Annotated in this window: 18 protein-coding genes; 14 read left to right on the top strand and 4 right to left on the bottom strand. The window is 73.0% G+C overall.

All coding sequences use genetic code 11. The features are described 5' to 3' along the window. Nucleotides 1–7 precede the first annotated feature (7 nt). A complete protein-coding gene (locus MKK82_RS27450; protein ID WP_238286249.1) occupies nucleotides 8–277 on the bottom strand; it encodes a hypothetical protein in 270 nt (89 codons plus the stop codon). 333 nt (nucleotides 278–610) lie between these two features. Between MKK82_RS27450 and ileS the strand changes: the two genes are divergently transcribed. The 7 genes from ileS (at nucleotide 611) to MKK82_RS27485 (ending at nucleotide 10546) form a co-directional block, all read left to right on the top strand. Next, nucleotides 611–3577, top strand: a complete 2967-nt coding sequence (gene ileS, locus MKK82_RS27455; RefSeq protein WP_238286247.1) for an isoleucine--tRNA ligase — start codon at nucleotides 611–613, stop codon at nucleotides 3575–3577. A 214-nt stretch (nucleotides 3578–3791) separates the two neighbouring features. Next, nucleotides 3792–4283, top strand: coding sequence for a signal peptidase II (gene lspA / locus MKK82_RS27460; protein WP_238286245.1), 492 nt, complete (start codon nucleotides 3792–3794; stop codon nucleotides 4281–4283). A gap of 192 nt (nucleotides 4284–4475) precedes the next feature. Further along, entirely contained in the window at nucleotides 4476–5138 is a 663-nt protein-coding gene (locus tag MKK82_RS27465; RefSeq protein WP_238286244.1) for a hypothetical protein, read from the top strand. 157 nt (nucleotides 5139–5295) lie between these two features. Then, on the top strand, nucleotides 5296–6705 hold the full coding sequence (locus tag MKK82_RS27470) for a M16 family metallopeptidase (protein WP_238286243.1): 1410 nt from the start codon (nucleotides 5296–5298) through the stop codon (nucleotides 6703–6705). Between the two features lie 106 nt (nucleotides 6706–6811). Continuing rightward, on the top strand, nucleotides 6812–8107 hold the full coding sequence (locus tag MKK82_RS27475) for a M16 family metallopeptidase (RefSeq protein WP_238286242.1): 1296 nt from the start codon (nucleotides 6812–6814) through the stop codon (nucleotides 8105–8107). A gap of 405 nt (nucleotides 8108–8512) precedes the next feature. Continuing rightward, nucleotides 8513–9463 carry a ring-cleaving dioxygenase gene (locus tag MKK82_RS27480; protein WP_238286241.1) on the top strand — a complete coding sequence of 317 codons (951 nt, stop codon included), beginning with the start codon at nucleotides 8513–8515 and terminating at the stop codon, nucleotides 9461–9463. A 309-nt stretch (nucleotides 9464–9772) separates the two neighbouring features. After that, entirely contained in the window at nucleotides 9773–10546 is a 774-nt protein-coding gene (locus tag MKK82_RS27485) for a ferredoxin--NADP reductase (protein WP_238286240.1), read from the top strand. 229 nt (nucleotides 10547–10775) lie between these two features. On the opposite strand, the gene MKK82_RS27490 is transcribed toward MKK82_RS27485, so the two are convergent. Next, nucleotides 10776–14225, bottom strand: a complete 3450-nt coding sequence (locus MKK82_RS27490; RefSeq protein ID WP_279603310.1) for an AsmA-like C-terminal region-containing protein — start codon at nucleotides 14223–14225, stop codon at nucleotides 10776–10778. A gap of 183 nt (nucleotides 14226–14408) precedes the next feature. On the opposite strand from MKK82_RS27490, the gene MKK82_RS27495 reads away from it, so the two are divergent. The 7 genes from MKK82_RS27495 (at nucleotide 14409) to MKK82_RS27525 (ending at nucleotide 20445) form a co-directional block, all read left to right on the top strand. Then, entirely contained in the window at nucleotides 14409–14876 is a 468-nt protein-coding gene (locus MKK82_RS27495) for a peroxiredoxin (RefSeq protein WP_238286238.1), read from the top strand. 83 nt (nucleotides 14877–14959) lie between these two features. Beyond that, a complete protein-coding gene (locus MKK82_RS27500) occupies nucleotides 14960–16144 on the top strand; it encodes a M23 family metallopeptidase (RefSeq protein ID WP_238286237.1) in 1185 nt (394 codons plus the stop codon). Nucleotides 16145–16201: 57 nt separating this feature from the next. Then, nucleotides 16202–16699: a Uma2 family endonuclease gene (locus tag MKK82_RS27505; RefSeq protein WP_238286236.1), complete on the top strand. Its 498-nt coding sequence runs from the start codon at nucleotides 16202–16204 to the stop codon at nucleotides 16697–16699. Between the two features lie 47 nt (nucleotides 16700–16746). Next, nucleotides 16747–17088, top strand: coding sequence for a hypothetical protein (locus MKK82_RS27510; protein WP_238286234.1), 342 nt, complete (start codon nucleotides 16747–16749; stop codon nucleotides 17086–17088). 132 nt (nucleotides 17089–17220) lie between these two features. Continuing rightward, nucleotides 17221–18072 (top strand): DUF1206 domain-containing protein, encoded by an 852-nt coding sequence (locus MKK82_RS27515; protein WP_238286232.1) that lies wholly within the window; start codon nucleotides 17221–17223, stop codon nucleotides 18070–18072. Between the two features lie 106 nt (nucleotides 18073–18178). Next, nucleotides 18179–18337: a hypothetical protein gene (locus tag MKK82_RS27520; protein ID WP_238286231.1), complete on the top strand. Its 159-nt coding sequence runs from the start codon at nucleotides 18179–18181 to the stop codon at nucleotides 18335–18337. A 113-nt stretch (nucleotides 18338–18450) separates the two neighbouring features. Beyond that, the gene (locus tag MKK82_RS27525; RefSeq protein ID WP_243987486.1) at nucleotides 18451–20445 is read left to right on the top strand and encodes an SDR family NAD(P)-dependent oxidoreductase; all 1995 of its coding nucleotides are present in this window, start codon (nucleotides 18451–18453) and stop codon (nucleotides 20443–20445) included. Nucleotides 20446–20634: 189 nt separating this feature from the next. On the opposite strand, the gene MKK82_RS27530 is transcribed toward MKK82_RS27525, so the two are convergent. Then, nucleotides 20635–21555 (bottom strand): NAD-dependent epimerase/dehydratase family protein, encoded by a 921-nt coding sequence (locus tag MKK82_RS27530; RefSeq protein WP_238286229.1) that lies wholly within the window; start codon nucleotides 21553–21555, stop codon nucleotides 20635–20637. Next, nucleotides 21552–22589 (bottom strand): MraY family glycosyltransferase, encoded by a 1038-nt coding sequence (locus MKK82_RS27535; RefSeq protein ID WP_238286228.1) that lies wholly within the window; start codon nucleotides 22587–22589, stop codon nucleotides 21552–21554. The genes MKK82_RS27530 and MKK82_RS27535 overlap by 4 nt, the downstream gene beginning before the upstream one ends. Nucleotide 22590 lies beyond the last annotated feature (1 nt).

The raw sequence follows: 22590 nt of genomic DNA on the forward strand, positions 1-22590 counted from the left end.
GATACCGTCAGCGGCCCATCCGCTCCTGACGCTCCATCCGCTCCTCGCGGCGGTTCTCGCGGGCGCGGCGGGCCGGATCGGGATCCGTGCCGAGCACGCCGCCGACCGTGCCGGTGGCGGCGCCGACCGCCCCGCCGACGACGCCGCCCACGGGGCCGGCCGCGGCCGAGCCGTCCTCGACGCCGCGCTGGGCGCCGCGGGCCGTGCCCTGGGCCTCGGCGGCACCCGCGAAGGTGATGGGCGCGAGGGCGAGGGTCGCGATCAGAAATTTCTTCATGGGTCTACTCCCGGATGTCGGTCTGGGTCGGCTCCGCGCCGCCGCGGCGAGCGGAGGGTGTGTCGTTCAACGGTTCAGACGCCGATTGGTCCCATCCGCAGTCACGGGCGCGTGATCCGCACGGCCGCTGGCCTCGGGCCGGGGCGGCTGGTAGAGAACCCGACATGCACGCTTCGCGCGCCCTGCGCGGCCCCGGCCGCCCGATCCGAATTACCGGCCCGGCCTCCGCCTGAGGGCCCGCTTCGGCGCGGCCGCGCGGAGGTCCGGGATCCTCCTGCCGCCTGAACCGAATCCGCCGGCCTGCCGCCGGCCCGACCGCCGATGCGAGACCCGATGACCGCCCCCGAGACCGCGCCCGCCCGCGACTATTCCAAGTCCCTGTTCCTGCCGCAGACCGCGTTCCCGATGCGCGCCGGCCTGCCCGTGCGCGAGCCGCTCTTCATCGAGCGCTGGAAGGCCATGGACCTCTACGGCAAGCTGCGCGCCCGCGGCCAGGGCCGGCCGAAATTCGTGCTCCACGACGGCCCGCCCTACGCCAACGGCAACATTCACATCGGCACGGCGCTCAACAAGATCCTCAAGGACGTGGTCGTCCGCTCGCAGACCGCCCTCGGCTTCGACGCCAACTACGTCCCGGGCTGGGACTGCCACGGCCTGCCGATCGAGTGGAAGATCGAGGAGCAGTACCGCGCCAAGGGCCGCAACAAGGACGACGTGCCGGTGATCGAGTTCCGGCAGGAGTGCCGGACCTTCGCGGCCCAGTGGCTCGACGTGCAGCGCGAGGAGTTCAAGCGGCTCGGCGTCACCGGCGACTGGGACCATCCCTACGCCACCATGGCGTTCCCGGCGGAGGCGGTGATCGCCGACGAACTGATGAAGTTCTCGATGAGCGGCCAGCTCTACCGGGGCTCGAAGCCGGTGATGTGGTCGGTGGTCGAGAAGACCGCGCTGGCCGAGGCGGAGGTCGAGTACGAGGAGCACGTCAGCGACACGGTGTTCGTCGCCTTCCCGATCCGCTCCGGCGCCGCGGGCGACCTCGTGGCGGCCCGGGTGGTGATCTGGACGACCACCCCCTGGACGATCCCGGGCAACCGCGCCGTCGCGTTCTCGAAGAAGATCGCCTACGGCCTGTATCGGGTCACGGAGGCGCCGGCCGACAACTGGGCGACGCCGGGCCAGAGCTACCTGCTCGCCGACAGCCTGGCCGCGACCGTATTCAAGGCGGCCCGGGTCGCGGCGTTCGAGCGTGTCGGCGACGTGAGTCCGGCGACGCTCGCTGCCCTCACCCTCGACCACCCCCTGGCCGGGCTCGGCTACGGCTTCGCCGTGCCGATGCTCGACGGCGACCACGTCACCGACGAATCCGGCACGGGCTTCGTCCACACGGCGCCGAGCCACGGCCGCGAGGATTTCGAGCTCTGGATGGCGAGCGGCCGGCTGCTGCGCGAGCGCGGCATCGACCCGACCATCCCCTACACGGTCGATGCCGACAGCGTGCTCACGGAGGCCGCCCCGGGCTTCGCCGGTACCCGCGTGCTCACCGCCAAGGGCGAGAAGGGCGACGCCAACAAGGCGGTCATCGCCGCGCTGACCGAGGCCGGGGCGCTGATCGCCCGTGGGGTGCTGCGCCACCAGTACCCGCATTCCTGGCGCTCCAAGAAGCCGGTGATCTTCCGGAACACCCCGCAATGGTTCATCGCCATGGACCGGCCGGTGGACTCCCTCGGCAACCGGACGCTCCGCGAGGTGGCGCTCCAAGGCATTGACGACACCCAGTGGGTGCCGACGCAGGGCAAGAATCGCATCACCGGCATGGTCGCCAACCGGCCGGACTGGGTGGTCTCGCGCCAGCGCGCCTGGGGCGTGCCGATCACCGTGTTCGTCCACCGGGAGACCGCCGAGATCCTCAAGGACGCGCGGGTCAACGCCCGCATCCGCGACGCCTTCGCGGCCGAGGGCGCCGACGCGTGGTTCCACGACGATGCGGCCGCGCGCTTCCTGGCGCCGGACCACGACCCGGCCGCCTACGACAAGGTCACCGACGTCCTCGATGTCTGGTTCGATTCGGGCTCGACCCACGCCTTCGTGCTGGACGATCCGGAGGCCTTCCCGGGGCTGGCCGGCGTCACGCGCGTCCGCGACGGCGGGCAGGACCGGGTCATGTACCTGGAGGGCTCCGACCAGCACCGCGGCTGGTTCCAATCCTCGCTGCTCGAATCCTCCGGGACCCGCGGCCGTGCCCCCTACGACATCGTCCTGACCCACGGCTTCGTCCTCGACGGCAAGGGCCTGAAGATGTCGAAGTCGAAGGGCAACGTCGTCGCGCCGCAGAGCGTCATCAAGGATTCGGGTGCCGACATCCTGCGCCTCTGGGTGGCGGCCTCCGACTACACCGACGACCTGCGCATCGGTCCCGAGATCATCAAGACCTTCGCGGAGACCTACCGGAAGCTGCGCAATTCCCTGCGCTGGATGCTGGGCTCGCTGGCCCACCGGGTCCCGGGCGACGACGTGGCGTACGGCGACATGCCGGAGCTGGAGCGGCTGATCCTGCACCGGCTCGCCGAGCTCGACGGCGAGATCCGCGAGGCCTACGCGGCCTTCGACACCAAGCGGGTGGTGGCGCTGCTCAACGGCTTCATGACCGGCGACCTCTCGTCCTTCTACTTCGACGTGCGCAAGGACGCCCTGTACTGCGATCCGATCTCCTCGGTCCGCCGCCGGGCGGCCCTCCAGGTGATCGACGCGGCGTTCCGGCGGGCGGCGATCTGGCTTGCCCCGGTGCTGGCCTTCACGGCCGAGGAGGCGTGGCTCGACCGCTACCCGTCCGAGGACGGCTCGGTGCATCTCCAGACCCTGCCGGAGACTCCGGCGGACTGGCTCGATGCCCCCCTCGCGGAGCGCTGGCACAAGATCCGGCGGGTCCGGCGCGTCGTCACCGGCGCCCTGGAGATCGAGCGCGCCGCGAAGCGCATCGGCGCGAGCCTGGAGGCGGCCCCGCAGGTCTACGTCGCGGATCCCGAGCTGCTCGCGGCGCTCGAGGGCTGCGACTTCGCCGACACCTGCATCACCTCCGACATCACGGTGAGCGCGGGCGAGGGACCGGCCGACGCCTTCCGCCTCGACGAGGTCCGCGGCGTCGCCGTGGTGCCGCGCCCGGCCGAGGGCCGCAAATGCGCCCGGTCCTGGCGGGTCAGCCCGAGCGTGGGCAGCGATCCGGATTATCCGGAGGTGACCCCCCGCGACGCCCAGGCCCTGCGCGAGTGGGACGCGGCGCATCCGGAGGCGAGCGCGGCGTGAGCGCGCGCGCGACCGCATCCGCCCGCCCCCCTCTCCGGGGGCGGGTGCCCCTCGCGTCGGCGAGGGACGGGAGAGGGGAGCCCGGCTTCCGGGTGCGGCGCGGCCCGCGTGGCGCCCGCGGCCCTTTCCTGCACCGTCGCGCCCCGCGCCCCGCTCCCCCGCAGGCGGGGGAGGCGGATGCGCACGGACGGCGCCGGTCCCGGGATCGCCGCCCGTGACCCCCTTCCGCGCCGGCCTCCTGGCCCTCCTCCTCACGCTCCTCCTCGACCAAGCCTCCAAGCTCAGCCTCTACTTCGGTACGGACCTCGTGCTGACCCAGCCCTGGCGGCTCACCCCCGTCGTCGACCTCGTCGTCGTCTGGAACCGCGGCGTCTCCTACGGCCTGTTCCAGCAGGAAGGCGGATTCGGGCGCTGGTTCCTCGTGGTCCTGTCGCTCGCCGCGGCGCTGGGCCTCGGGATCTGGATGCACCGGGCGGGCTCGCGGCTGCTCGCGGTGGCGCTGGGCCTCATCGTCGGCGGCGCCCTGGGCAACGCCATCGACCGGGCCGCCTACGGGGCGGTGTTCGACTTCGTCCACCTGCATGCGGGCCGCTGGTCCTGGTACGTGTTCAACGTGGCCGACGCCGCCATCGTGGCGGGTGTGATCGGCCTGATCCTCGACAGCCTGTCCCCGGCCGGGCGGCGGGGGCGGACGGACGCCGCGTAGGCCGGGGCGGGGACGCGTCGACGCGCCACTGATCCGCGCAACACACAGGCGCGCCTGCATCCCGCCCCTGGCGCGGCGTGGTCAAGGCGCCATACGATCGCCGGAAACCGGCTTCAGGCCGGAACCTGTCGGATCAGGCCGCGCCGCGGCGATCCTTGAACCGGGCGCTCCGTCCGGAACCCGTGAGGCAGCATGACCGGGCATCGCAGGCTTCGTCTCCTCCTTTCCGCCGCGGTCGTGCTGACCCCGCTGGCCGCAGGCGGCGCGCAGGCGCAGGAGCGCGGCGAGTTCATGCGCGACGCGCTGTCGGGCATCGGGCTCCTGGAGAAGCGTCAGGATCCGATCGACTACCACGAGCGCGCGCCCCTGGTGATGCCGCCCAAGCTCGACGGCAAGGCTTTGCCCCAGCCGCGGGCCCGCTCCACCAGCGCCGCTTGGCCGAAGGATCCCGAGATCGCCGAGCGTGAGCGCGCCGCCGCCGAGCGCCGTCGCCCGTCGGGCAACCAAGCCCGCGGCCGCTACGACGACAACAACGCCACGCTCTCGGTAGACGAGATCCGGGGTGGACGCCGCGCCGGAGCGAGCCTGACCACCGAGGCCGAGCGCAAGCCCGGCGACAACAATCGCGACTCCAGCCTGCTCAACCCCTTCGACCTGCTCAAGGGCAAGAGCGCGAACGCCGAGCCCGCCGACGTCGAGCCGAACCGCGACATCCTCACGGATCCGCCGACCGGATATCGCCAGCCCCCGAAGAAGCTGGCGCGGCCGTCGCCGAACGACCCGATCAACAATGCCAGCCGCGAGCGCGAGGAATCCGATCCCGGGTCCTATATCCGGCAGCGGGCGCAGCAGTAACGAAGTCGCTGTGTCGCCGTTGCAACGGCGACTCGGCGTGGCAACATGTGAACTTCGACCCGGACCGGCTCCTGCCGTCCGGAGATCAGACGGCCTCGACCCGCGCGCGCGCCCCGACGTGAGACGCCGTGTTTGGGGCCGGCAGAAGGAAAGCGGAATGCACCTGTTCAGGAAGGCGACGCCCCCCCTCTTCCCGCCGCGTCCGGGTTCGCCCCTCGGCGGCAGCGCCGGTCGGGGCGAGGCCGCGCCGTTCGGGCGTTCCGAAGCGGGCGGACCGGAGGTGACGGCCTTCACCCTCGACAACGGCCTCGACGTGGTGGTCGTCCCCGATCACCGGGCTCCCGTCGCCACCCACATGATCTGGTATCGCAACGGCTCGGCCGATGATCCGCTCGGCCAGTCGGGCATCGCCCACTTCCTCGAGCACCTGATGTTCAAGGGGACCGAGCGGCACCCGGTCGGTGCCTTCTCCAAGGCGGTGTCGGGGCTCGGCGGCCAGGAGAACGCCTTCACCAGCTACGACTACACCGCCTATTTCCAGCGGGTCGCCCGCGACCACCTCGGCACCATGATGGCGTTCGAGGCCGACCGCATGAGCGGTCTCGTCCTCGACGACGCCGTCGTGGCGCCCGAGCGCGACGTGGTGCTGGAGGAGCGCCGCATGCGCGTCGAGACCGACCCGTCGGCCCAGCTCTCCGAGGCGATGGCGGCCTCCCTGTTCGTGCACCATCCCTACGGGATCCCGATCATCGGCTGGATGCACGAGATCGAGGGCCTGAACCGCGAACACGCGCTGGCCTATTACAAGCGCTTCTACACCCCCGAGAACGCCATCCTGGTGGTGGCCGGCGACGTGACTCCCGACGAGGTCCGGCGGCTCGCCGAGGACACCTACGGCCGCGTCGCGCCGCAAGGCGCGAGGCCCGAGCGCCTGCGGGCGCGGGAGCCGGAGCCGAAGGCGCTCCGCCGCATCGCGGTCGCCGACCCGAAGGTCGAGCAGCCGACCCTGCAGCGGCTCTACCTGACCCCCTCCTGCATCACCGCCCGCGACGGCGGCTGCCACGACCTCGAGCTGCTCGCCGAGGTGCTGGGCGGCGGCTCGACCTCGTACCTCTACCGCAAGCTGGTCATGGAGACCGGCCTCGCGGTGAATGCCGGCGCCTGGTACATGGGCTCGGCGATCGACGACACCCGCTTCTCCGTCTACGCGGTGCCCGCCGAGGGCGTGCCTCTGGAGAAGCTGGAGGAGGCCGTCGACCGGGTTCTGCGCCGCGCCCCTGCGGAGGCCCTGGACGCCGAGGCGATCGAGCGCGCCAAGACCCGCCTCGTGGCCGAGACCGTCTACTCGTCCGACAGCCAGTCGTCGCTGGCCCGGATCTACGGCTCGGCGCTGGCGATCGGCGAGACCATCGAGGAGGTCCGCCGCTGGCCGACCGACATCGAAGCGGTGTCGCAGGACCGCCTCAAGAGCGCCGCCGAGCGCTGGCTGACCCCGGCCCGCTCGGTCACCGGCTACCTGACGAAGGCGCAGGATCCCGACGCCCCGGTCGCGATGGCCGCCGAGTAGCCCCGGTCGCGTCCCGGTCCGGCCCGCTGCGGGCCGGACCGGGACGTGCCGAACGGGAGCCTTGGCACGCTCCGCCGTCGCCCGAGATTGAAGACACGAGGTTCCCATGAGCTTGACCGAGACTCTGGTCGAGACCACCGCCCAGACCATCAATTCGCCCACCACGGCGCTGCCGGTGACCACCGCCCCCGGGATCGAGGCGTGGCACGTCGAGTCGCCGGTGGTGCCGATGATCGCCCTGGCCTTCACCTTCGAGGGCGGCGCGGCCCAGGACCCGGCGGGCAAGGCCGGCTGCGCCCAGATGCTGGCCCGCATGCTGGACGAGGGGGCGGGCGACCTCACCTCCGACCTGTTCCAGGAGCAGCTGGCCGCCCGGGCGATCGAGCTGTCGTTCCATGCCGGGGCCGACGCGGTCGGCGGCTCCCTGAAGATGCTGGTCAAGCATGCCGACGAGGGCATCGCGCTCCTCGCCCTGGCGCTCGCCAAGCCCCGCCTCGACCCCGACGCGATCGAGCGGGTTCGCGGCCAGATCATCGCCGGCCTGCGCTACCAGCAGAACGATCCGGGGGTCCTGGCCTCCCGCCGCTTCTTCAAGGAAGCCTTCGCCGGCCATCCCTACGCCCGCCCGTCCTCCGGCACCGTGGAGAGCGTCACGGCGATCACCCGGGACGACCTGCTGGCGATGCATGCCCGCATCATCGGCCGGGGCCGGGTGAAGGTGGCGGCCGTCGGCGCCATCGGGTCCGAGCAGCTCGCCGAGGGCCTGAACCGCGCCTTCGGGGCCCTGCCGGAGGCCGGGGAGCTGAAGGCGGTGCCGCGCACCGAGGTGCACGATCTCGGCCGGCGCGTCGTCGTCGACCTCGACGTGCCCCAGTCGGTGATCCGGTTCGGCATGGCCGGCGTGCCCTGGCGCGATCCGGACTTCATCCCGGCCTACGTGCTGAACCACATCCTCGGCGGCGGCGCCTTCACGTCCCGGCTGTTCCAGGAGGTGCGCGAGAAGCGTGGCCTCGCGTACTCGGTGGGGACCTCGCTGGTCAGCCACCGCTCGGCCGCGATGACCTGGGGCTACACCGCCACCAAGAACGAGCGCGTCGGCGAGGCCCTGTCGGTGATCGGCGACGAGATCGGCCGGCTGATCTCCGACGGTCCGGACGACGACGAACTGCAGAAGGCCAAGGATTACCTGACCGGTTCCTACGCGCTGGGCTTCGACACCTCGACCAAGATCGCCCACCAGCTGGTGCAGATCGCCTTCGAGGAACTGGGCATGGACTACATCGCCCGCCGCAACGCGATGGTGTCGGCCGTGACCCAGGCCGACATCCGCCGCGCCGCCGCCCGCACCTTCGCGGATGGCAAGATGCTGGTGGTTGCCGCCGGCCGACCGGTCGGGCTCTGAGCGAATCGGGTCCTGAGCGAAGCGCCGCTCCGCTCGGGCGGCGCTCGGTTCCGACGGCCGGCGAGGCCGGGCCCTGATCGGGGCGGTGATGGTCGCCTGCGCGCCCTCCCCCGGGAGGCCGGATAGCTGCTGATCCGGGTCCCGGCGGCGCCGGCACGGGTGCGCGGCGACTGTGGGTCGGATGCGGCGGTCGCGGCGGTGCTGTCCGAGGACCGCCTGCGGGCGCAGCCCGTGCCGTTGCGCATCCTGGCGCGCGTTCTGCAGCCGTTCGGCCGCGTCTGAAGCCACATCCCGGTGCAACGTCACGGCGCGGCCCGAAGCGCGACGACGCGCCTGCCGTCCGTCGCTCGCAACCCCGACGCCCCTCCCTACCTGAGGCCTGACGAGGCGAACCCCCGGACCGATATGCAGCTCACCGGCATCCACCATCTCACCGCGGTGACCGCCCGCGCGGCCGAGAACGTCGCGTTCTACACCGGCACCTTGGGGCTGCGCCTCGTGAAGAAGACGGTGAACCAGGACGACGTCTCGGCCTACCACCTGTTCTACGCCGACGGTCTGGCGAGCCCCGGCACCGACATCACCTTCTTCGACTGGCCGGCGCCCCGGGAGCGGCGGGGCTCGAACAGCATCACGCGCACGCATCTGCGGGTGCCGGGCGAAGGCGCGGTGGCGTGGTGGCACGCGCGCCTGCGCGAGGCCGGGATCGTCGAGGCCGAGCCCACCCTGCGCGACGGGCGCCTCACCTTCGACTTCGAGGATCCGGAAGGTCAGCGCCTCGCCCTGGTGGACGATGGCGGGACCGGCCCGGAGCATCCCTGGGAGGGGTCCCCGGTGCCGGCCGCCTACCAGATCCGCGGCCTGGGTCCGATCCGGCTCTCGGTTCCGGACCCGTCGCGCACCGCCGCTGTGCTCACCGGGGTGCTCGACATGCGCCGGGACCGCGCCTTCGAGACGGGCGACGGGCCTGTGGAGGTCTACGCGATGGGGCCCGGCGGTCCGGCCGCGGAGATCCAGCTCCGGGCCGATCCGTCCGCGCCGGCCCGGCCGGGTGCGGGCGCGGTGCATCATGTCGCCTTCCGCATTCCGGATGCAGCCTACGACGCCTGGGCCGACCGGCTGATGGCCGCCCGGGTGCCGACCAGCGGTCCGGTCGACCGCTACTATTTCCGCAGCCTCTACTTCCGCGAGCCGAACGGCATCCTGTTCGAGATCGCCACCGACGGGCCGGGCTTCACCGCGGACGAGCCCCTGGAGTCCCTGGGCGAGGGCCTCGCCCTGCCGCCCTTGCTGGAGCCGCGCCGCGCCGAGATCGAGGCGGGGCTCAAGCCGCTCCGGCCCGACCGCCGCGTCTGACGACCGCGGCCTCCGGCAACCCTCCCATGTCCGGGACGGTACTGCAGACGGTCCGGGGAGGCGCTAAATATTCGAACGATTCCAGGCCGTTCACTTCTTCCGTGGGTGTGATGTCGGCGCGCCTTGACGGGCGTGCTGCAACTGCGAAAGAAGCACCGCACGTGTGTTCATCATCTGGATCCGGGCGGATCGTCTCGCCCGAGGATCCATCCCCGCCCGGGCGGGGCGGCGGCGACCCGCCGAACCACGCGCCCCGGGAAGGTCGGGGCCGTGAGCCGAGCGTCAGAGGATTCGAGGTCTGATCCGTCCATGAGCAAGTTCTACGAGGAGCGCGTTCTGTCGGTCCATCACTGGACCGACAACCTGTTCTCGTTCCGCACCACGCGGGACCCGGCGTTCCGATTCCGCAACGGCGAATTCACCATGATCGGCCTGGAGGTCGAAGGCCGGCCGCTGCTGCGCGCCTACTCGGTGGTCTCGGCCAATTACGAGGAGGAACTCGAGTTCTTCTCGATCAAGGTCCAGGACGGGCCGCTGACCTCCAAGCTCCAGCACCTCAAGGTCGGCGACCCGATCATCGTCGGCAAGAAGCCGACCGGCACCCTGGTGCTCGACAACCTGCTGCCGGGCCGGCACCTCTACCTGCTCGGCACCGGCACGGGGCTCGCGCCGTTCCTGTCAATCATCAAGGATCCCGAGGCGTACGAGCGCTTCGAGAAGGTCGTGCTGGTGCATGGCTGCCGGCAGGTGCAGGAACTGGCCTACGGCGAGACCATCACCGACACCCTGCCCAAGCACGAGTTCCTGGGCGAGATGATCTCGAACCAGCTGGTCTACTACCCGACCGTGACCCGCGAGCCGTTCCGCAACCGCGGCCGGATCACCGACCTGATGGTCTCAGGCAAGCTGTTCGAGGATATCGGCTTGCCCGACATGTCGATCGAGAACGACCGGTTCATGCTCTGCGGCAGCCCCGACATGATCCGCGACACCCGGGAACTCCTGTCCTCGCGTGGCTACGAGGAGGGCAACCACGGCGAGGCCGGCCACTACGTGATCGAGAAGGCCTTCGTGGAGAAGTAGGCGTTCTCAGCGATCCGGTTTCAGCCCGGCGCGGCCCGCCGCGCCGGGTTTTTCATGCCGCGCCCCGTCTGCGGCCTCACGACGCGAAACGCATCGCCACCGTCCCCGCGCGCTCCCGTCCGTCGATTGGCCTGGCGCGGACCGATGGCGGACGCTGCAGCGGCCGGAACGCGCGGCCGGAGCCTATCCCCCGTGATCGGATCGATACGCGGCGGTGACGGTGCCCGCCCTATTGCGGCTGCACCCCCTGCAACCCGTCCGCGAAGGGCCCGCCGCCGGCGCTGAACAGCTTGCGCAGGAAGCCCGGGGCGATGGCCGAGAGCGGGTTCACGCTCACGTCCGGTGCGGCGAGCTTGCCCACGACGCGGAAGTTCACCGCGAACAGGCCCTCGTTGTGCCCGCCCCCGAGGAGCGGTCCCAGGAGCGGCAGCTGCGAGGCGACGTTGTTCAGCCCGTAGAGCGGCACGAAGGTGCCGTTCATGTCGGTGCGCTCGCGGCCGGTATCGAGCCAGCCCGACAGGGTGAAGCCCATGGCGGCGTTCGAGATCGCCGCGTCGCTGAAATCCACCCGGCTTCCGTTGCGCACGAAGTTGGCCCGCATCCGGTCGAAGGTGACGTCGCCGGCCGCCCGGCCGGGGGCGACCCGGCGCCCGCGGGCCGCGTCCGTGTCGGCCGGCTCCGGCCCCTGGGCCATGATGCTCGACAGGGCCGGCTCGTTGCGCAGGGCAAAGTCGCGGATCTGCACGACGCCGGCTTGCGGGCCGTCGTTGAGGCCGATGCCAGCGTTGAGCCGCCCGCCATACATCCGCCGGTACACGTCGACGAAGCGCAGCGTCGCGCCGGCATCGGCCGCGTCCACGGCGAGGGTCGGCGCGCCGCGCTCGCCGCGTGTGACGGTGGCGGCGAACGGCGCGGCGCGGAAGCGTCCGGTGATGTTGGCCGCGCGCAGGGTCTTGCCGTGCAGCGACAGGCGCAGGTTGGCGTTGGTGAGCGCCTCCTCGTTGAAGCCCGTGACGATCGGCAGCTGGATGTCGGCTTCGATGTCCTTGGGGTTCGTCTCCCTGGCGTCCTTGCCGCCCTTGGCGTCCGGGCCCCCCAGCGACTTCAGGAACGGCCGCGCATCCGCCACCGCGCCCCGGACCACGACCTTGTAGCCGCTGCCGGTCCGGTCGAGGCTGACCCGCAGGTCGTCGCCGGGCGAGAGCTTGACGCCGGTGAGATCCGCCCGTTCCAGGCCGCCCTCCGGGGTGATGGCGACGGTGCCGCGCGCCGATGCCGCCCCCGCCTCGAAGGCGAGATCGCGTAGCTCCAGGGTCTGGCCGCCGTCCACGAGGGTGAAGGTGAGACGCCCCGGCTTGCCGGCGGGCTTCGTCAGTCCCGGCAGCAACCCGTCGATCCCGGCCCTGGCGAGGTCGGCCTCGACCCGGATCGGCGGCTTGGCCGCCCCCGGCCGTCCGATCGGCACCACGGCGCGCACCGGGATCGTGCCGCTGAGCTGCGGCGCGGTCGGCAGGCCTTTCCGGCCCCGGACGGCGTCGTCGAGCGACAGGTTGACCACGGCCTCGCCCGGCTGACCGACCTTCGGCTGGCGCAGGTCCACCGAGACGGGCGCGCCCGCGACGCGACCGTCGCCCTTCAGCCCGAAGGCGCCGCGGTCGTACGACAGGGAGAACCGACCGGATTCTAGCCGGTCCTTGCCCATCACCTTGTCGACCGACAGGTCGGCCAGCGTGCCCGTCAGGGTCACCGGCAGGTCCGGCAGGTCGGGGATGTGCTTGAGGTCGAGGGGGAAGTCGACCCGCAGGTCGGCGCTGCCCTTGATCGTGGCGGTGTCGAGATCGACGCTCATCACGCTCTTGAACAGCTTCGCCTGGAGCACGGAGGCCATCCCGTCGGCGCCCCCCGAGAGCCGCATGCCGATCTGCGCCACCACCCGGTCCGGGGTGGTCTTCGGGATGACGAAGCTGCCGTCCGTGATCGCGAGCCCGCGGCCGTCCGGCCCGTGCACCTCGGCGGTGACGTTGCGCACCGTGGTCGAGCGCCCGGTGATGACGCCGACGACGTTGCCCTTCGTCACCGGCGGCGCGTCGCCGGTGACGTCGATGGCCGCGTCCGAGACGTGGAAGTCGATGCGGACGGACTCGTCGGGCGCCGGCTCGCCCCGGGTGGCGGCGGCCAGCACGGTCCCGGACATCTTCACCCGGATGTCGACCGAATCGACGCGTCCGCGCCGCAACTGGTCCACCAGATAGATCCGGGCCGGCGGCGCGATGTGCTCGGGCCAGAGGCGAAGTCCGGTCCGGACCTCGCCGTCATGGCCGACGATGTGGAGGGTGAGCCCGCCCTCGTCGGCCGTGGTGCCGATGGTGCCGGTGATCGTCCCCGTCACGCCCGGGGCGGACAGGTTCAGCGCGTCGATGGCGAGGCCGCCGTCGCGGCCGGAGAGCTGCACGTCCAGGGCATCGATCTTCACCGGCGCGTCCTGCGCGGTCGCCCCGCGCAGGATGGCGTCGCGGCTCGCCAGCGTCGCGGTCCAGGCGGTGGGCGCGTCCGGGGGACTCCCCCTCCACGCGCCGGTGAGATGCACGGCGTTGCCGGCGCCGCGGTAGTCCAGGCCGTCGAGCGCCATCACGCGGCCGGCCTCGTCCCAGGTCAGCGCGGCGTCGAGGCTCTCGACGGTGACGGGGTTGAAGTCCTTCTCCTCGATCAGGAACGTGCCGTCGCCGGTGTGGACCTTGGCGCTCATCATCCGGATGCGTCCCGCCGCCAGGCTCACGTCGGCGCGGGCCGAGAGCTTCAGGTCCGTGGTCAGCGGCAGGCCCGACTGGCCCGAGAGCAGCAGCAGGTCGGTTACCGGCAGGTCGTCGAGGGTGATGATGCCCGAGCGCTCCTGCCCGTCGGCGCCGTCGCGCAGGGAGCCGCCGAAGCGCCACTCGCCGTGCGGCCCGTCGAGCCGTATCTCGAAGTTGCGGGAGCCGTTCGCCGGATCGCGCCCGAACAGGCCGTTGACCCGCGAGAACACGGCCCGCTCGTGCCCGTCCTCGTCGATCAGCCTCAGGCGCGCGTCCGTGACGCGGGCCCGGTCGAGGGCGCCGACGACGCCGCTCGAATCCAGCACCACCCCGAAGATCGACGCGATCGCGGCCGAGAGCGGTGAGACGCTGCCCCGCACCCCGTCCACGCTCGGCGGCGTGACCGGCTCGATATCGACGGGGTGGTTGGCCTCCGAGGCCGCGAAGGCGATGGAGCCGTCCCGGTGCACCAGCGCGGTGGTCTGCGTCTCGCGGAACTCGATCGAGCGCGGCTGCAGGTTGAAGCGCAGGAGGCTCCACAGGTCGAGGCTGACCAACGCCAGGGGGGCGCGGACCACGAGCGCGCCCTGCGGGTTGCGGATGTCGAGGCCGGAGAAGCGCAGGCTCAGGGCGTTCTCGCGGTCGAGCTCCAGGCTGCTGCCACGGATGCCGATGCTCCAGCCCGGGCCGATGCGCTCGGCCACCGCGGTCGCGACGCGGCGCGACAGGGCGTCGATCTGCAGCGGTCCGTTGGACAGGCGCAGGGCCACGACGCCGATCCCGGCGCCGATGAGCAGCACCAGGGCGAGGGCGCTCACGAGGCAGAAGCCACCCCAGCGGCGCGCCCTCCCCCGGGGCCTGCATGCCGACGTTGTCTCGTCCGCCATCGGGACCCTTGTTCCGGGGGCTCAGCGCGCGATGCGGTGAGGCGCCGCGGCCGGTGGATCGAAGCGCGCCCGCGCTTTACAGCGGTCGCGACTCCAGTTTTGTCTCGGACGTGCGCGGCGCAACCGCGTGATGCCGGGCACGCGATCGATTGCACATCATCAATCGGCCGAAAGGAAGGCACGATGTCCCTGTCCGAGGGTGACCCCGCCCCCGATTTCGACCTGCCCGCCTCTGCGGGAGGGCGCGTCGCCCTGTCCGCGCTCAGGGGTCACAAAGTCGTGCTCTACTTCTACCCGAAGGACGACACGAGCGGCTGCACCCTCGAGGCGCAGGACTTCAATGGCCTCCTGCCGGCCTTCGCCGAGGCCGGCGCGAAGGTCGTCGGCGTCTCGCCGGACCCGGTGAAGAGCCACGACAAGTTCTGCGGCAAGTACGGGCTCACCTTCCCGCTGGCCTCGGACGAGGACAAGGGCGTGCTCGAGGCCTACGGTGTCTGGATCGAGAAGAGCATGTACGGTCGCAAGTACATGGGGGTCGAGCGCACCACGGTGCTCATCGACCGGGAGGGGCGCACCGCCAAGGTCTGGCCGAAGGTGAAGGTGCCGGGCCACGCCGAGGCGGTGCTGGCAGCGGCGCGCGCCCTGCCCTGACGGGGGGCACGCTCCGGTCGCGGCCCTCGACGGATCCTTAACCTTACTGCGGCTTGAATGATGGCTTCCCCGGGGCCGTCCCGATGCACCGTTCGCAGATCCTCTCGCGCCTCAGGCCTCGTCAGGCCACGCCCTGGCTGGCTGCGGGCCTCGCCCTCGCCTGGGCCCTCGGGGCCTCCTACCTGATCGTGTTCCACGACGACGTGCTCGCCGGGTTCGTGGCCCGGCAGGCCGCGATGCGGGACGCCTACGAGGCGCGGATCGGCACCCTCCAGGACCTGCTGGATCGCGACCGCCGCGCGCATGCGGGTGCCGAATCCGGCCTGGTCGACCGGGTCACGGCGGCGCTGGAGCGCCAGGCCGAACTCGAGCGGCGCGCCGCGGTCCTAGACCGGCTCGGTCGGCCGGCCCTGCCCGACCCGGTCGCCACCGGCGCGCTGACGCGGCGCGACGCCGACGGACTGCTCCTGCGCCCCTCCGAGGATTCCGAGCCCCCGCCCGCCCCCGTCCGGCCGTTCCCCCGCCAGAGCGCGCGGCAGGCCGAGATGGGGCTCATCCGGCTGGAGGCGCGCCTCGACGGTCTGCAGGCAGCGCAGGGCGAGCACCTCGTCCGCGTGGCCGGGCGGGCCGACGACGAGGTCCGGCGCCTGCGGGCGCTGATCGGCCGCCTCGGCCTCGATCCCGGCCGCTTCGACGCGCCCGCGCCGTCGGCCGGCCTCGGTGGCCCGCTGGTCGCCCTCGACCCCCGGACCCTGGACGGATCCGGGTTCGAGGCCGGCCTCGCCCTGGCCCGCCGGGCGCTCGGCGACGGCGAGCGCCTGCGCCGCGTCGCGGCCCGGCTGCCGGTGAACCGCCCGATCCGCGGCGACACGGCCGTGTCGAGCCCGTTCGGCACGCGCCTCGACCCGTTCACCCGCGGCCTCGCCCTGCATACGGGCCTCGACCTGAAGGCGGAGTACGGCGCGCCCGCCCGGGCCACCGCGCCCGGCCGCGTGGCGGCCGCGGAGTTCGCCGGCGGCTACGGTAACATGGTCGAGATCGACCACGGCCACGGCCTGACCACCCGGTTCGGTCACCTCGCCCGCATCGCGGTGCGCCCGGGGCAGCGCGTGGCCGCCGGCGAGGTGATCGGCTTCGTCGGTTCGACGGGGCGCTCCACCGGCGCGCACCTGCATTACGAGACCCGCATCGACGGCGAGCCGGTGGACCCGCAGCGGTTCCTCGACGCGGGCGCGACGGTCCTGACGGCCGAGGGCGCGGGCGACTGACGCCGTCGCCGGGATTCCCGTTCCGTGCTAGCCTCCGAGTCGCGATCGGAGGCCGCCATGGCATGGGCCGTGAAGCGCGACGCGGGCAGGAGCGTCGCCGCATACAGGCGCGGGCTGGAGCCGCGCCCGGACGAGGAGCGCCGGACGCTGCTCGACGGCGTGCCCGTGCCCGCGGCGGCGCCGCGGGAGCGGCACCGGCGCATCGTCATGACCCCCGCGGGACGGCGCGATCCGCTGGCGGAGCCGCGGGGCTGCCGCGCCAGGCCGGATCCGGCGATCCCCAGCGATGTGGACGATGGCGCGCCCATCCGCGACCTCGTGGTGCGGTGCGGACCGCCCCTCCCGGAGGGCTGCGCCACGGATCCGCTCTGCATCGCCGAGGCGCCCTCGGCCATGAGCCTCGACGGCGGCCCCCAGTTCGACTTCAGCCGCACCAATTCCGAGGCGGCGCGGGTCGCGGCCCGGCGGCGCGCCGGGCAGGATTGGAGCGTCGCGGCCCTCGGGCTCGACGGCGCCGTGCGGGTGCGCAAAATCTCCCGTGGCCTCGCCTTCTGAGCGCCCGGACCCCACCTCATCGACCGGCGAAGCATCAAGGCACCGACTTGCCCCATTTCGAAGATTTCTACGCGGCCAAGCTGCGCGGTTCCCTCGGCGTGACCGACGCCGAATCCGTGCTCGACCTGCGCGGCACCAACCGGGCGACCGCCGAGGCCTCGCTCAAGGACATGCTGGAGCGCAGCCGCTTCGCCAAGGGCAAGACCGTGGCGATCCGGCTCGATCCGCCCCCCGAGGGCGGTGGTGAGACCCTGTTCCAGCCGGCGGGGCGCCTCCTCCTCGACGCGAAGCGCCGCGGCCTGATCGAGCGCCTGCAGACCCTCCCGTCCCAGGACGGGCTCGGCTTCTACGTGGCGCTCACCGGGCGGGCCGAGCGGACGCCGCTCTAGGGTGGAACCGAAGGTTGTGCCGGCAACGGATCGGGTGCGCGCCGCCGGGCGTTGACCGGTCTCGCTCCACCGGATGCCCGTCCCGATGCCGCCCCTGCCGAACACCCGATCCCCGTCGTCCCGGCCGCGCCGATGATGACCCTTCCCGGCGGCCGCAACACGATCGAGCGCATCGCGCGCCTCGGCTACGGCGCCCGCGGCGTCGTCTACATCGTGGTCGGGGGGCTCGCCCTGCTGGCCGCCCTCGGGCATGGCGGCCGGGCCGGCGACAGCAAGGACGCCCTGCGGGCGGTGATGGCCGGCCCCTTCGGCGCCGCCGTCGTCGGATTGATCGCGCTGGGTCTCCTGGGCTTCGCCCTCTGGCGCCTCGTCGAGGGCGTCACGGATGCCGACCGGCGGGGGACGTCGGCCAAGGGCATCGCGGTGCGCGGCGCCCACCTGATCAGCGCCGCACTCTATCTCGGCCTCGCCGTCAGCGCGGCCTCGCTCAGCCTCGGCCTCGGCATGAGCGGCGGCGACGGCGTGCATGACGGGACCGCGTGGCTCCTCGGCAAGCCCTTTGGCCGCTGGCTCGTGGCCCTCGTTGGCCTCGCGGTCGCCGGCGGCGGCTTCGGCTTCCTCGGCAAGGCGTGGCGCGGCGACGTCACCGATCGGCTGGCCCTCGACGCGCAGGCCCGCGCGCGCTGGGCCGGCCCGATCGGCCGGTTCGGCTACGCGGCGCGGGGCCTGGCCTTCCTGATCATCGGCGCCTTCCTGGTGGCGGCGGCGTGGCACCAGCGCTCGTCCGACGCCAAGGGTCTGGCCGAGGCCTTCGCGCTGCTGCGCGCCCAGCCCTACGGCTGGGTCCTGCTCGGGCTCGCGGCGGCGGGCCACGCCGCCTTCGGGGCCTTCGGGCTGATCCAGGCCCGCTACCGGCACATCGAGGCGCCCGACATCGACCGCGTGGATGATGCGGCCGGCGCGGCGGCGCGGGCGCTGACCTGAGCGGGCCGGTTTGTCGCCCGTCCCGATTGTAATCGGCCGCCCGCGCCCCAAGTAAAAGGGAGCCTCCGCGCAATCCTGTGCCCTGGGCGACAACGCGGAGGCGACGATGGCCAGAACTTTGATCACCGGACGGGCACAGACTGTGACCACGGAAGACTTCAACGAGCGCGTCCGGATCCTGATGGTCGGCAAGCTCGACCCGGTGAAGGGTCGCATTTACCAGCGGAATTTCAAGACCGGGTTCTCCGGCGCGCTCGTCAAGTAGCCGGTTAGGCCGCCGGCGCGGCGGTCGCGCGTCCGTGCGGCGCGGGGGCGACGCGGCGCGTTGACAGGGCCGGTGCCGCGGCGGATACCCCGCGGCATCCGATCCGGAACCCGATGCAGCAGCGCCTCTACAAGACCGCGGTGATGGTGGCCCACGACCTCGCGGCGACCGCCGCCGCCGTGGTGCTCACCTTCCTGTTCCGCTTCCAGGGCGGCATGCTCGCCGAGCGGCTGCACGCGCTGCCCCTGCTGCTGCCGCCGTTCTTGATCTTCGCCGGCTTGGTCTACGGCCGCTTCCGTCTGTACCGGACCAAGTGGCGCTTCGCCTCGCTGCAGGACCTCGCCGGGATCGTCCGCGCCGCCAGCGTGCTGGCGCTGGCGCTCCTGGTGATCGACTGGATCCTGGTCTCGTCCGACCTGTACGGCTTCTACTTCTTCGGCAAGATCGCGATCCTGCTCTACTGGGTCCTGCAGATCTTCTTCCTGGGCGGCACCCGTCTGGCGTTCCGCTACCTCAAGGACACGCGCTCCCGGCAGTCGAGCGCCCGGGCCGCCACCGTCCCGACCATGCTGCTCGGGCGCGGCGCCGACATCGACGTGCTGATCCGGGCGATCGAGGCGGGGTCCGTGAAGAAGCTCGCGCCGCGGGGGATCCTGTCGCCCCGCGCCGACGAGCGCGGCCAGTTCATGCGCGGCGTGCCGGTGCTCGGCGGCTTCCCCGATCTCGAGCGCGTGGTGGCCGACCTCGCCGGCCGCGGCGAGCCGGTGCGGCGGCTGGTGGCGGCCCCGAGCGCCCTCGTGCCCGAGGCGGCCCCCGACGACCTGATCGCCCGCGCCCGGCGCCTCGGCCTGCCCCTCGCCCGCGTCGTCGGCCTCGGCGAGGGCGTGCAGGGGCCGGAGCTGGCGCCGCTGGAGATCGAGGACCTGCTGCTCCGGCCCACCGTGGCCATCGACCGCCCGCACCTCGAGGCGTTCCTCGCCGGCCGCCGGGTCGTGGTGACCGGCGGCGGCGGCTCGATCGGGTCGGAGATTTGCCTCCGGGCCGTAGCCTTCGGGGCCGCCGCGGTGCTGGTGCTCGAAGCCTCCGAGCCGGCGCTCCACGGCATCCTGAGCCATCCCGCGATCCTGGGCGCCGGGGCCGAGGTCACGGGCGTGCTGGCCGACATCCGTGACCGGGAGCGGACGCGGGCGGTCATTACGGCCTTCCGTCCCGACTACGTGCTGCACGCCGCCGCGCTGAAGCAGGTGCCCTACCTGGAGCGGGATTGGCAGGAGGGTATCAAGACCAACGTCTTCGGCTCGATCAACGTCGCCGAGGCCGCGGTGGCGGCCGGGGCGCGGGCCCTGGTGATGATCTCCACCGACAAGGCGATCGAGCCGGTCTCGCAGCTCGGCGTGACCAAGCGCTTCGCCGAGATGGTCGCCCAGGCCCTCGACGCGGAGCAATCCGCGCGGCCCGGCCATCCGACTCGCCTGATCGCCGTGCGGTTCGGCAACGTGCTGGGGTCCGCGGGCTCGGTGGTCCCGGTGTTCAAGGCGCAGATCGCCCGGGGCGGTCCGGTCACCGTCACCCACCCCGACATGGTCCGCTACTTCATGACCGTGCGCGAGGCCTGCGACCTCGTGCTGACCGCGGCCTCCCACGCCGACGGCGAGGCGCGCGGGGGGGCCGAAGCGGAGCGCGCCGCCGTGTACGTGCTCAAGATGGGTCAGCCGGTGCGGATCGCGGAGCTCGCCGAGCGGATGGTCCGGCTCGCCGGCTTCGAGCCCGGTGCGGAGATCGAGATCGCCTACACGGGCGCGCGGCCCGGCGAGCGCCTCAACGAGATCCTGTTCGCCCGCGAGGAGCCGCGGGTCGCCCTGCCGGGCATCGACGGCGTGATGGCGGCCCGGCCGGTCTTCGCGGACCGGGATCAGCTCGACGGCTGGGTGGCGCGGTTGCGCGACGCCGTGGCGGCGGGCGACCGGGCGGCCGCGGAGGCCGTGTTCGAGGCGGCGGTGCCGCATTTCCGCGAGCGCCATGCCCAGCGGGCCGGGCGGGCGCCGGCGATCGGCACCGTGACGGCGGACGCGCCGCTCGCCGGAGCGGCATCGGCGGCGATCGGCTGACGCGTTCGGCTTCGGGGCCGACGCCGCGTTCCCTCCCGTCCATCCCCGCCTCCTGAAGAGCCCCGGCGCAGAGGCCCCGGAGGAGGCCGCCGGACGGCGCCGCGATCCCTGAAGGCCCCTTTTCCAGGCCCGCCGACGCGGGCCCGTCAGGATGGCGCCGATGGGCGAGAGCCCGGTTGGCTCAGGTGTTCATCCGCCGTCCCGCGCCAGCCGCGACAGCCCGTCCCGGGTCGGTCCGGCCGGCCGCCAGCCCAGCGCCGGCAGGCCCTCGGCGCGGGCCACCAGCCCCTCGGCGATGCGGGCGAACTGCGCCTCCCGCCCGGTCATGCGGCAGGCCAGCTTCAAGATGCCGGCCGGCACGGGGACCAGCCCCGGGCCACGGCCCAGGCCCTGGCGCAGGGCTGCGATCATCTCGGGCAGGCTGAGCGGGTCCGGGTCGGCGGCGATCAGGGCCCTCCGCAGCGGCTCGGGTGCCCGCAGCACCACGTCGACGGCGCCCGACAGGCTCTCCAGGGCGATCAGCGAGCGCCGTGCCGCGAGGCCGCCGAGCGGCAGCGGGTAGGGACCGCGGGCGAGGCGCAGGAGCGCGGCCATGTTGCCCTTCACCCCCGGCCCGTAGACCAGCACCGGGCGCAGCGCGACCCAGTCGAGCCCGGCTTCGGCGAGGGCCCGCTCGGCCTCCAGCTTCGAGCGGCCATAGGCGTCGGTCGGCGCCGCGGCATCGCCCTCCCCGATCACGCCCGGCGCGCTCGCCCCGACCTGGGCGCGGATCGATGACAGGAACACGAACCGGCGCACCCGCGCGCGGGCCGCGGCCTCCGCGAGCCGGCGGGTCGCCTCGGTGTTGAGCGTCCGGTAATCGTCCTCCGGGGCTCCCGACATGGCGTGGGCCAGCCCGGCCGAGTGCACCACCGCGTCGACACCGCTCAGGGCCGCCGCCATGTTGATCGGGCGCGTCAGGTCGCCGACCACCGCGCTCGCCGCCCCCTCGGGCAGGGCCGTGGGGCGACGCAGCAGCACACGGACCCGGTACCCGCGCGCGGTGAGATCCGCGAGGAGGTGGCGGCCGATGAACCCGGTCGCCCCGGTGAGCGCGATGAGTCCGGTCACGGGTGGGCGGCACCTTCGGCTGGGGCCGGCGCCGGGGCGCGGGCGAAGCGGCGGAGCAGGGCCGCGACCAGGGCCAACCCGGCCGCGAGCGCCGCGAGCGTGACCGGCCAGGACGGCCAAAGCAAGGTCGCGGCGGCGAGCGCCGCCAGCGCGAGGTTGGTGCCGAACACGCGGCCCACCACGCCCGGCACCTTCAGGCCGTTGTCGGTGGCCCGCTGGTAATAATGCCCCCGATGCGCCTCCCAGACCCGCTCGCCCCGGGCGGCGCGCGCGACGAGCGTCAGGCTGGCATCGGCGAGGTAGACGAGCGGCAGCAGCACCGCCGCCGCCAGGCCCCCCGCCAGGGCCAGCTGACAGAGCAGCCACGCCGTGACGAGCCCGGCCGGCAGCGACCCGACATCCCCGAGGAAGAGGCCCGCCACCGGCCGGTTGAACGGCGCGAAGCCGAGCATCGCGCCCAGGAGGCAGGCGGCCACCAGCGCCGGCAGCGGCGGCAGGGGGCCGGCGAGGCCGAGCAGCAGGAGCGCGCCGGAGACCGGCACGATCTCGGCGACGGTCATCCAGTCGAGCCCGTCCATGAAGTTCGTCAGGTTCACGAACCACAGGCCCGCCACCACGGCGAGGCCGCGCTCGAGCCAGAGAGGCACCGCGGGCAGGAACCGACCGTCCAGGTGCCAGACCAGCAGGCCCACCGCCGCCGCCTGCACGATGAGCCGGAGGGCGGCCGGCAGGGGCCGCACGTCGTCCACGGCGCCCAGGACCGCCAGCGCGAGGGTGCCGCCGGCGAGCCAGATCCAGTCCGGCCGGCCTCCGATCTCCGGCGCCGCGATGAACAGGCCCGAGATCGTGACCAGGGCCGTGACCACGGCGATCCCCCCGCCCTGCGGCGTCGGCACCGTGTGGCTGGACCGGGCGTTCGGCCGCGCGAGGGCGTAGCGCTGCAGGAGCGGCCGCAGGCGCAGGATCAGGCCGGCCGTGAGGGCGGCGGCGAGCGGGACGGCGAGGAGGAGGAGCGTGGGCAGCGCGGACGGCATG

The sequence above is a fragment of the Methylobacterium sp. E-046 genome (assembly GCF_022829625.1).
GTDB classification, from domain to species: Bacteria; Pseudomonadota; Alphaproteobacteria; order Rhizobiales; family Beijerinckiaceae; genus Methylobacterium; species Methylobacterium longum.

Coding starts and splice junctions, on each gene's coding strand:
- MKK82_RS27450 (WP_238286249.1), bottom strand. CDS start 277: ATGAAGAAATTTCTGATCGCGACCCTCGCCCTCGCGCCCATCACCTTC.
- ileS (WP_238286247.1), top strand. CDS start 611: ATGACCGCCCCCGAGACCGCGCCCGCCCGCGACTATTCCAAGTCCCTG.
- MKK82_RS27465 (WP_238286244.1), top strand. CDS start 4,476: ATGACCGGGCATCGCAGGCTTCGTCTCCTCCTTTCCGCCGCGGTCGTG.
- MKK82_RS27470 (WP_238286243.1), top strand. CDS start 5,296: ATGCACCTGTTCAGGAAGGCGACGCCCCCCCTCTTCCCGCCGCGTCCG.
- MKK82_RS27475 (WP_238286242.1), top strand. CDS start 6,812: ATGAGCTTGACCGAGACTCTGGTCGAGACCACCGCCCAGACCATCAAT.
- MKK82_RS27480 (WP_238286241.1), top strand. CDS start 8,513: ATGCAGCTCACCGGCATCCACCATCTCACCGCGGTGACCGCCCGCGCG.
- MKK82_RS27485 (WP_238286240.1), top strand. CDS start 9,773: ATGAGCAAGTTCTACGAGGAGCGCGTTCTGTCGGTCCATCACTGGACC.
- MKK82_RS27490 (WP_279603310.1), bottom strand. CDS start 14,225: ATGGCGGACGAGACAACGTCGGCATGCAGGCCCCGGGGGAGGGCGCGC.
- MKK82_RS27495 (WP_238286238.1), top strand. CDS start 14,409: ATGTCCCTGTCCGAGGGTGACCCCGCCCCCGATTTCGACCTGCCCGCC.
- MKK82_RS27500 (WP_238286237.1), top strand. CDS start 14,960: ATGCACCGTTCGCAGATCCTCTCGCGCCTCAGGCCTCGTCAGGCCACG.
- MKK82_RS27505 (WP_238286236.1), top strand. CDS start 16,202: ATGGCATGGGCCGTGAAGCGCGACGCGGGCAGGAGCGTCGCCGCATAC.
- MKK82_RS27515 (WP_238286232.1), top strand. CDS start 17,221: ATGATGACCCTTCCCGGCGGCCGCAACACGATCGAGCGCATCGCGCGC.
- MKK82_RS27520 (WP_238286231.1), top strand. CDS start 18,179: ATGGCCAGAACTTTGATCACCGGACGGGCACAGACTGTGACCACGGAA.
- MKK82_RS27525 (WP_243987486.1), top strand. CDS start 18,451: ATGCAGCAGCGCCTCTACAAGACCGCGGTGATGGTGGCCCACGACCTC.
- MKK82_RS27535 (WP_238286228.1), bottom strand. CDS start 22,589: ATGCCGTCCGCGCTGCCCACGCTCCTCCTCCTCGCCGTCCCGCTCGCC.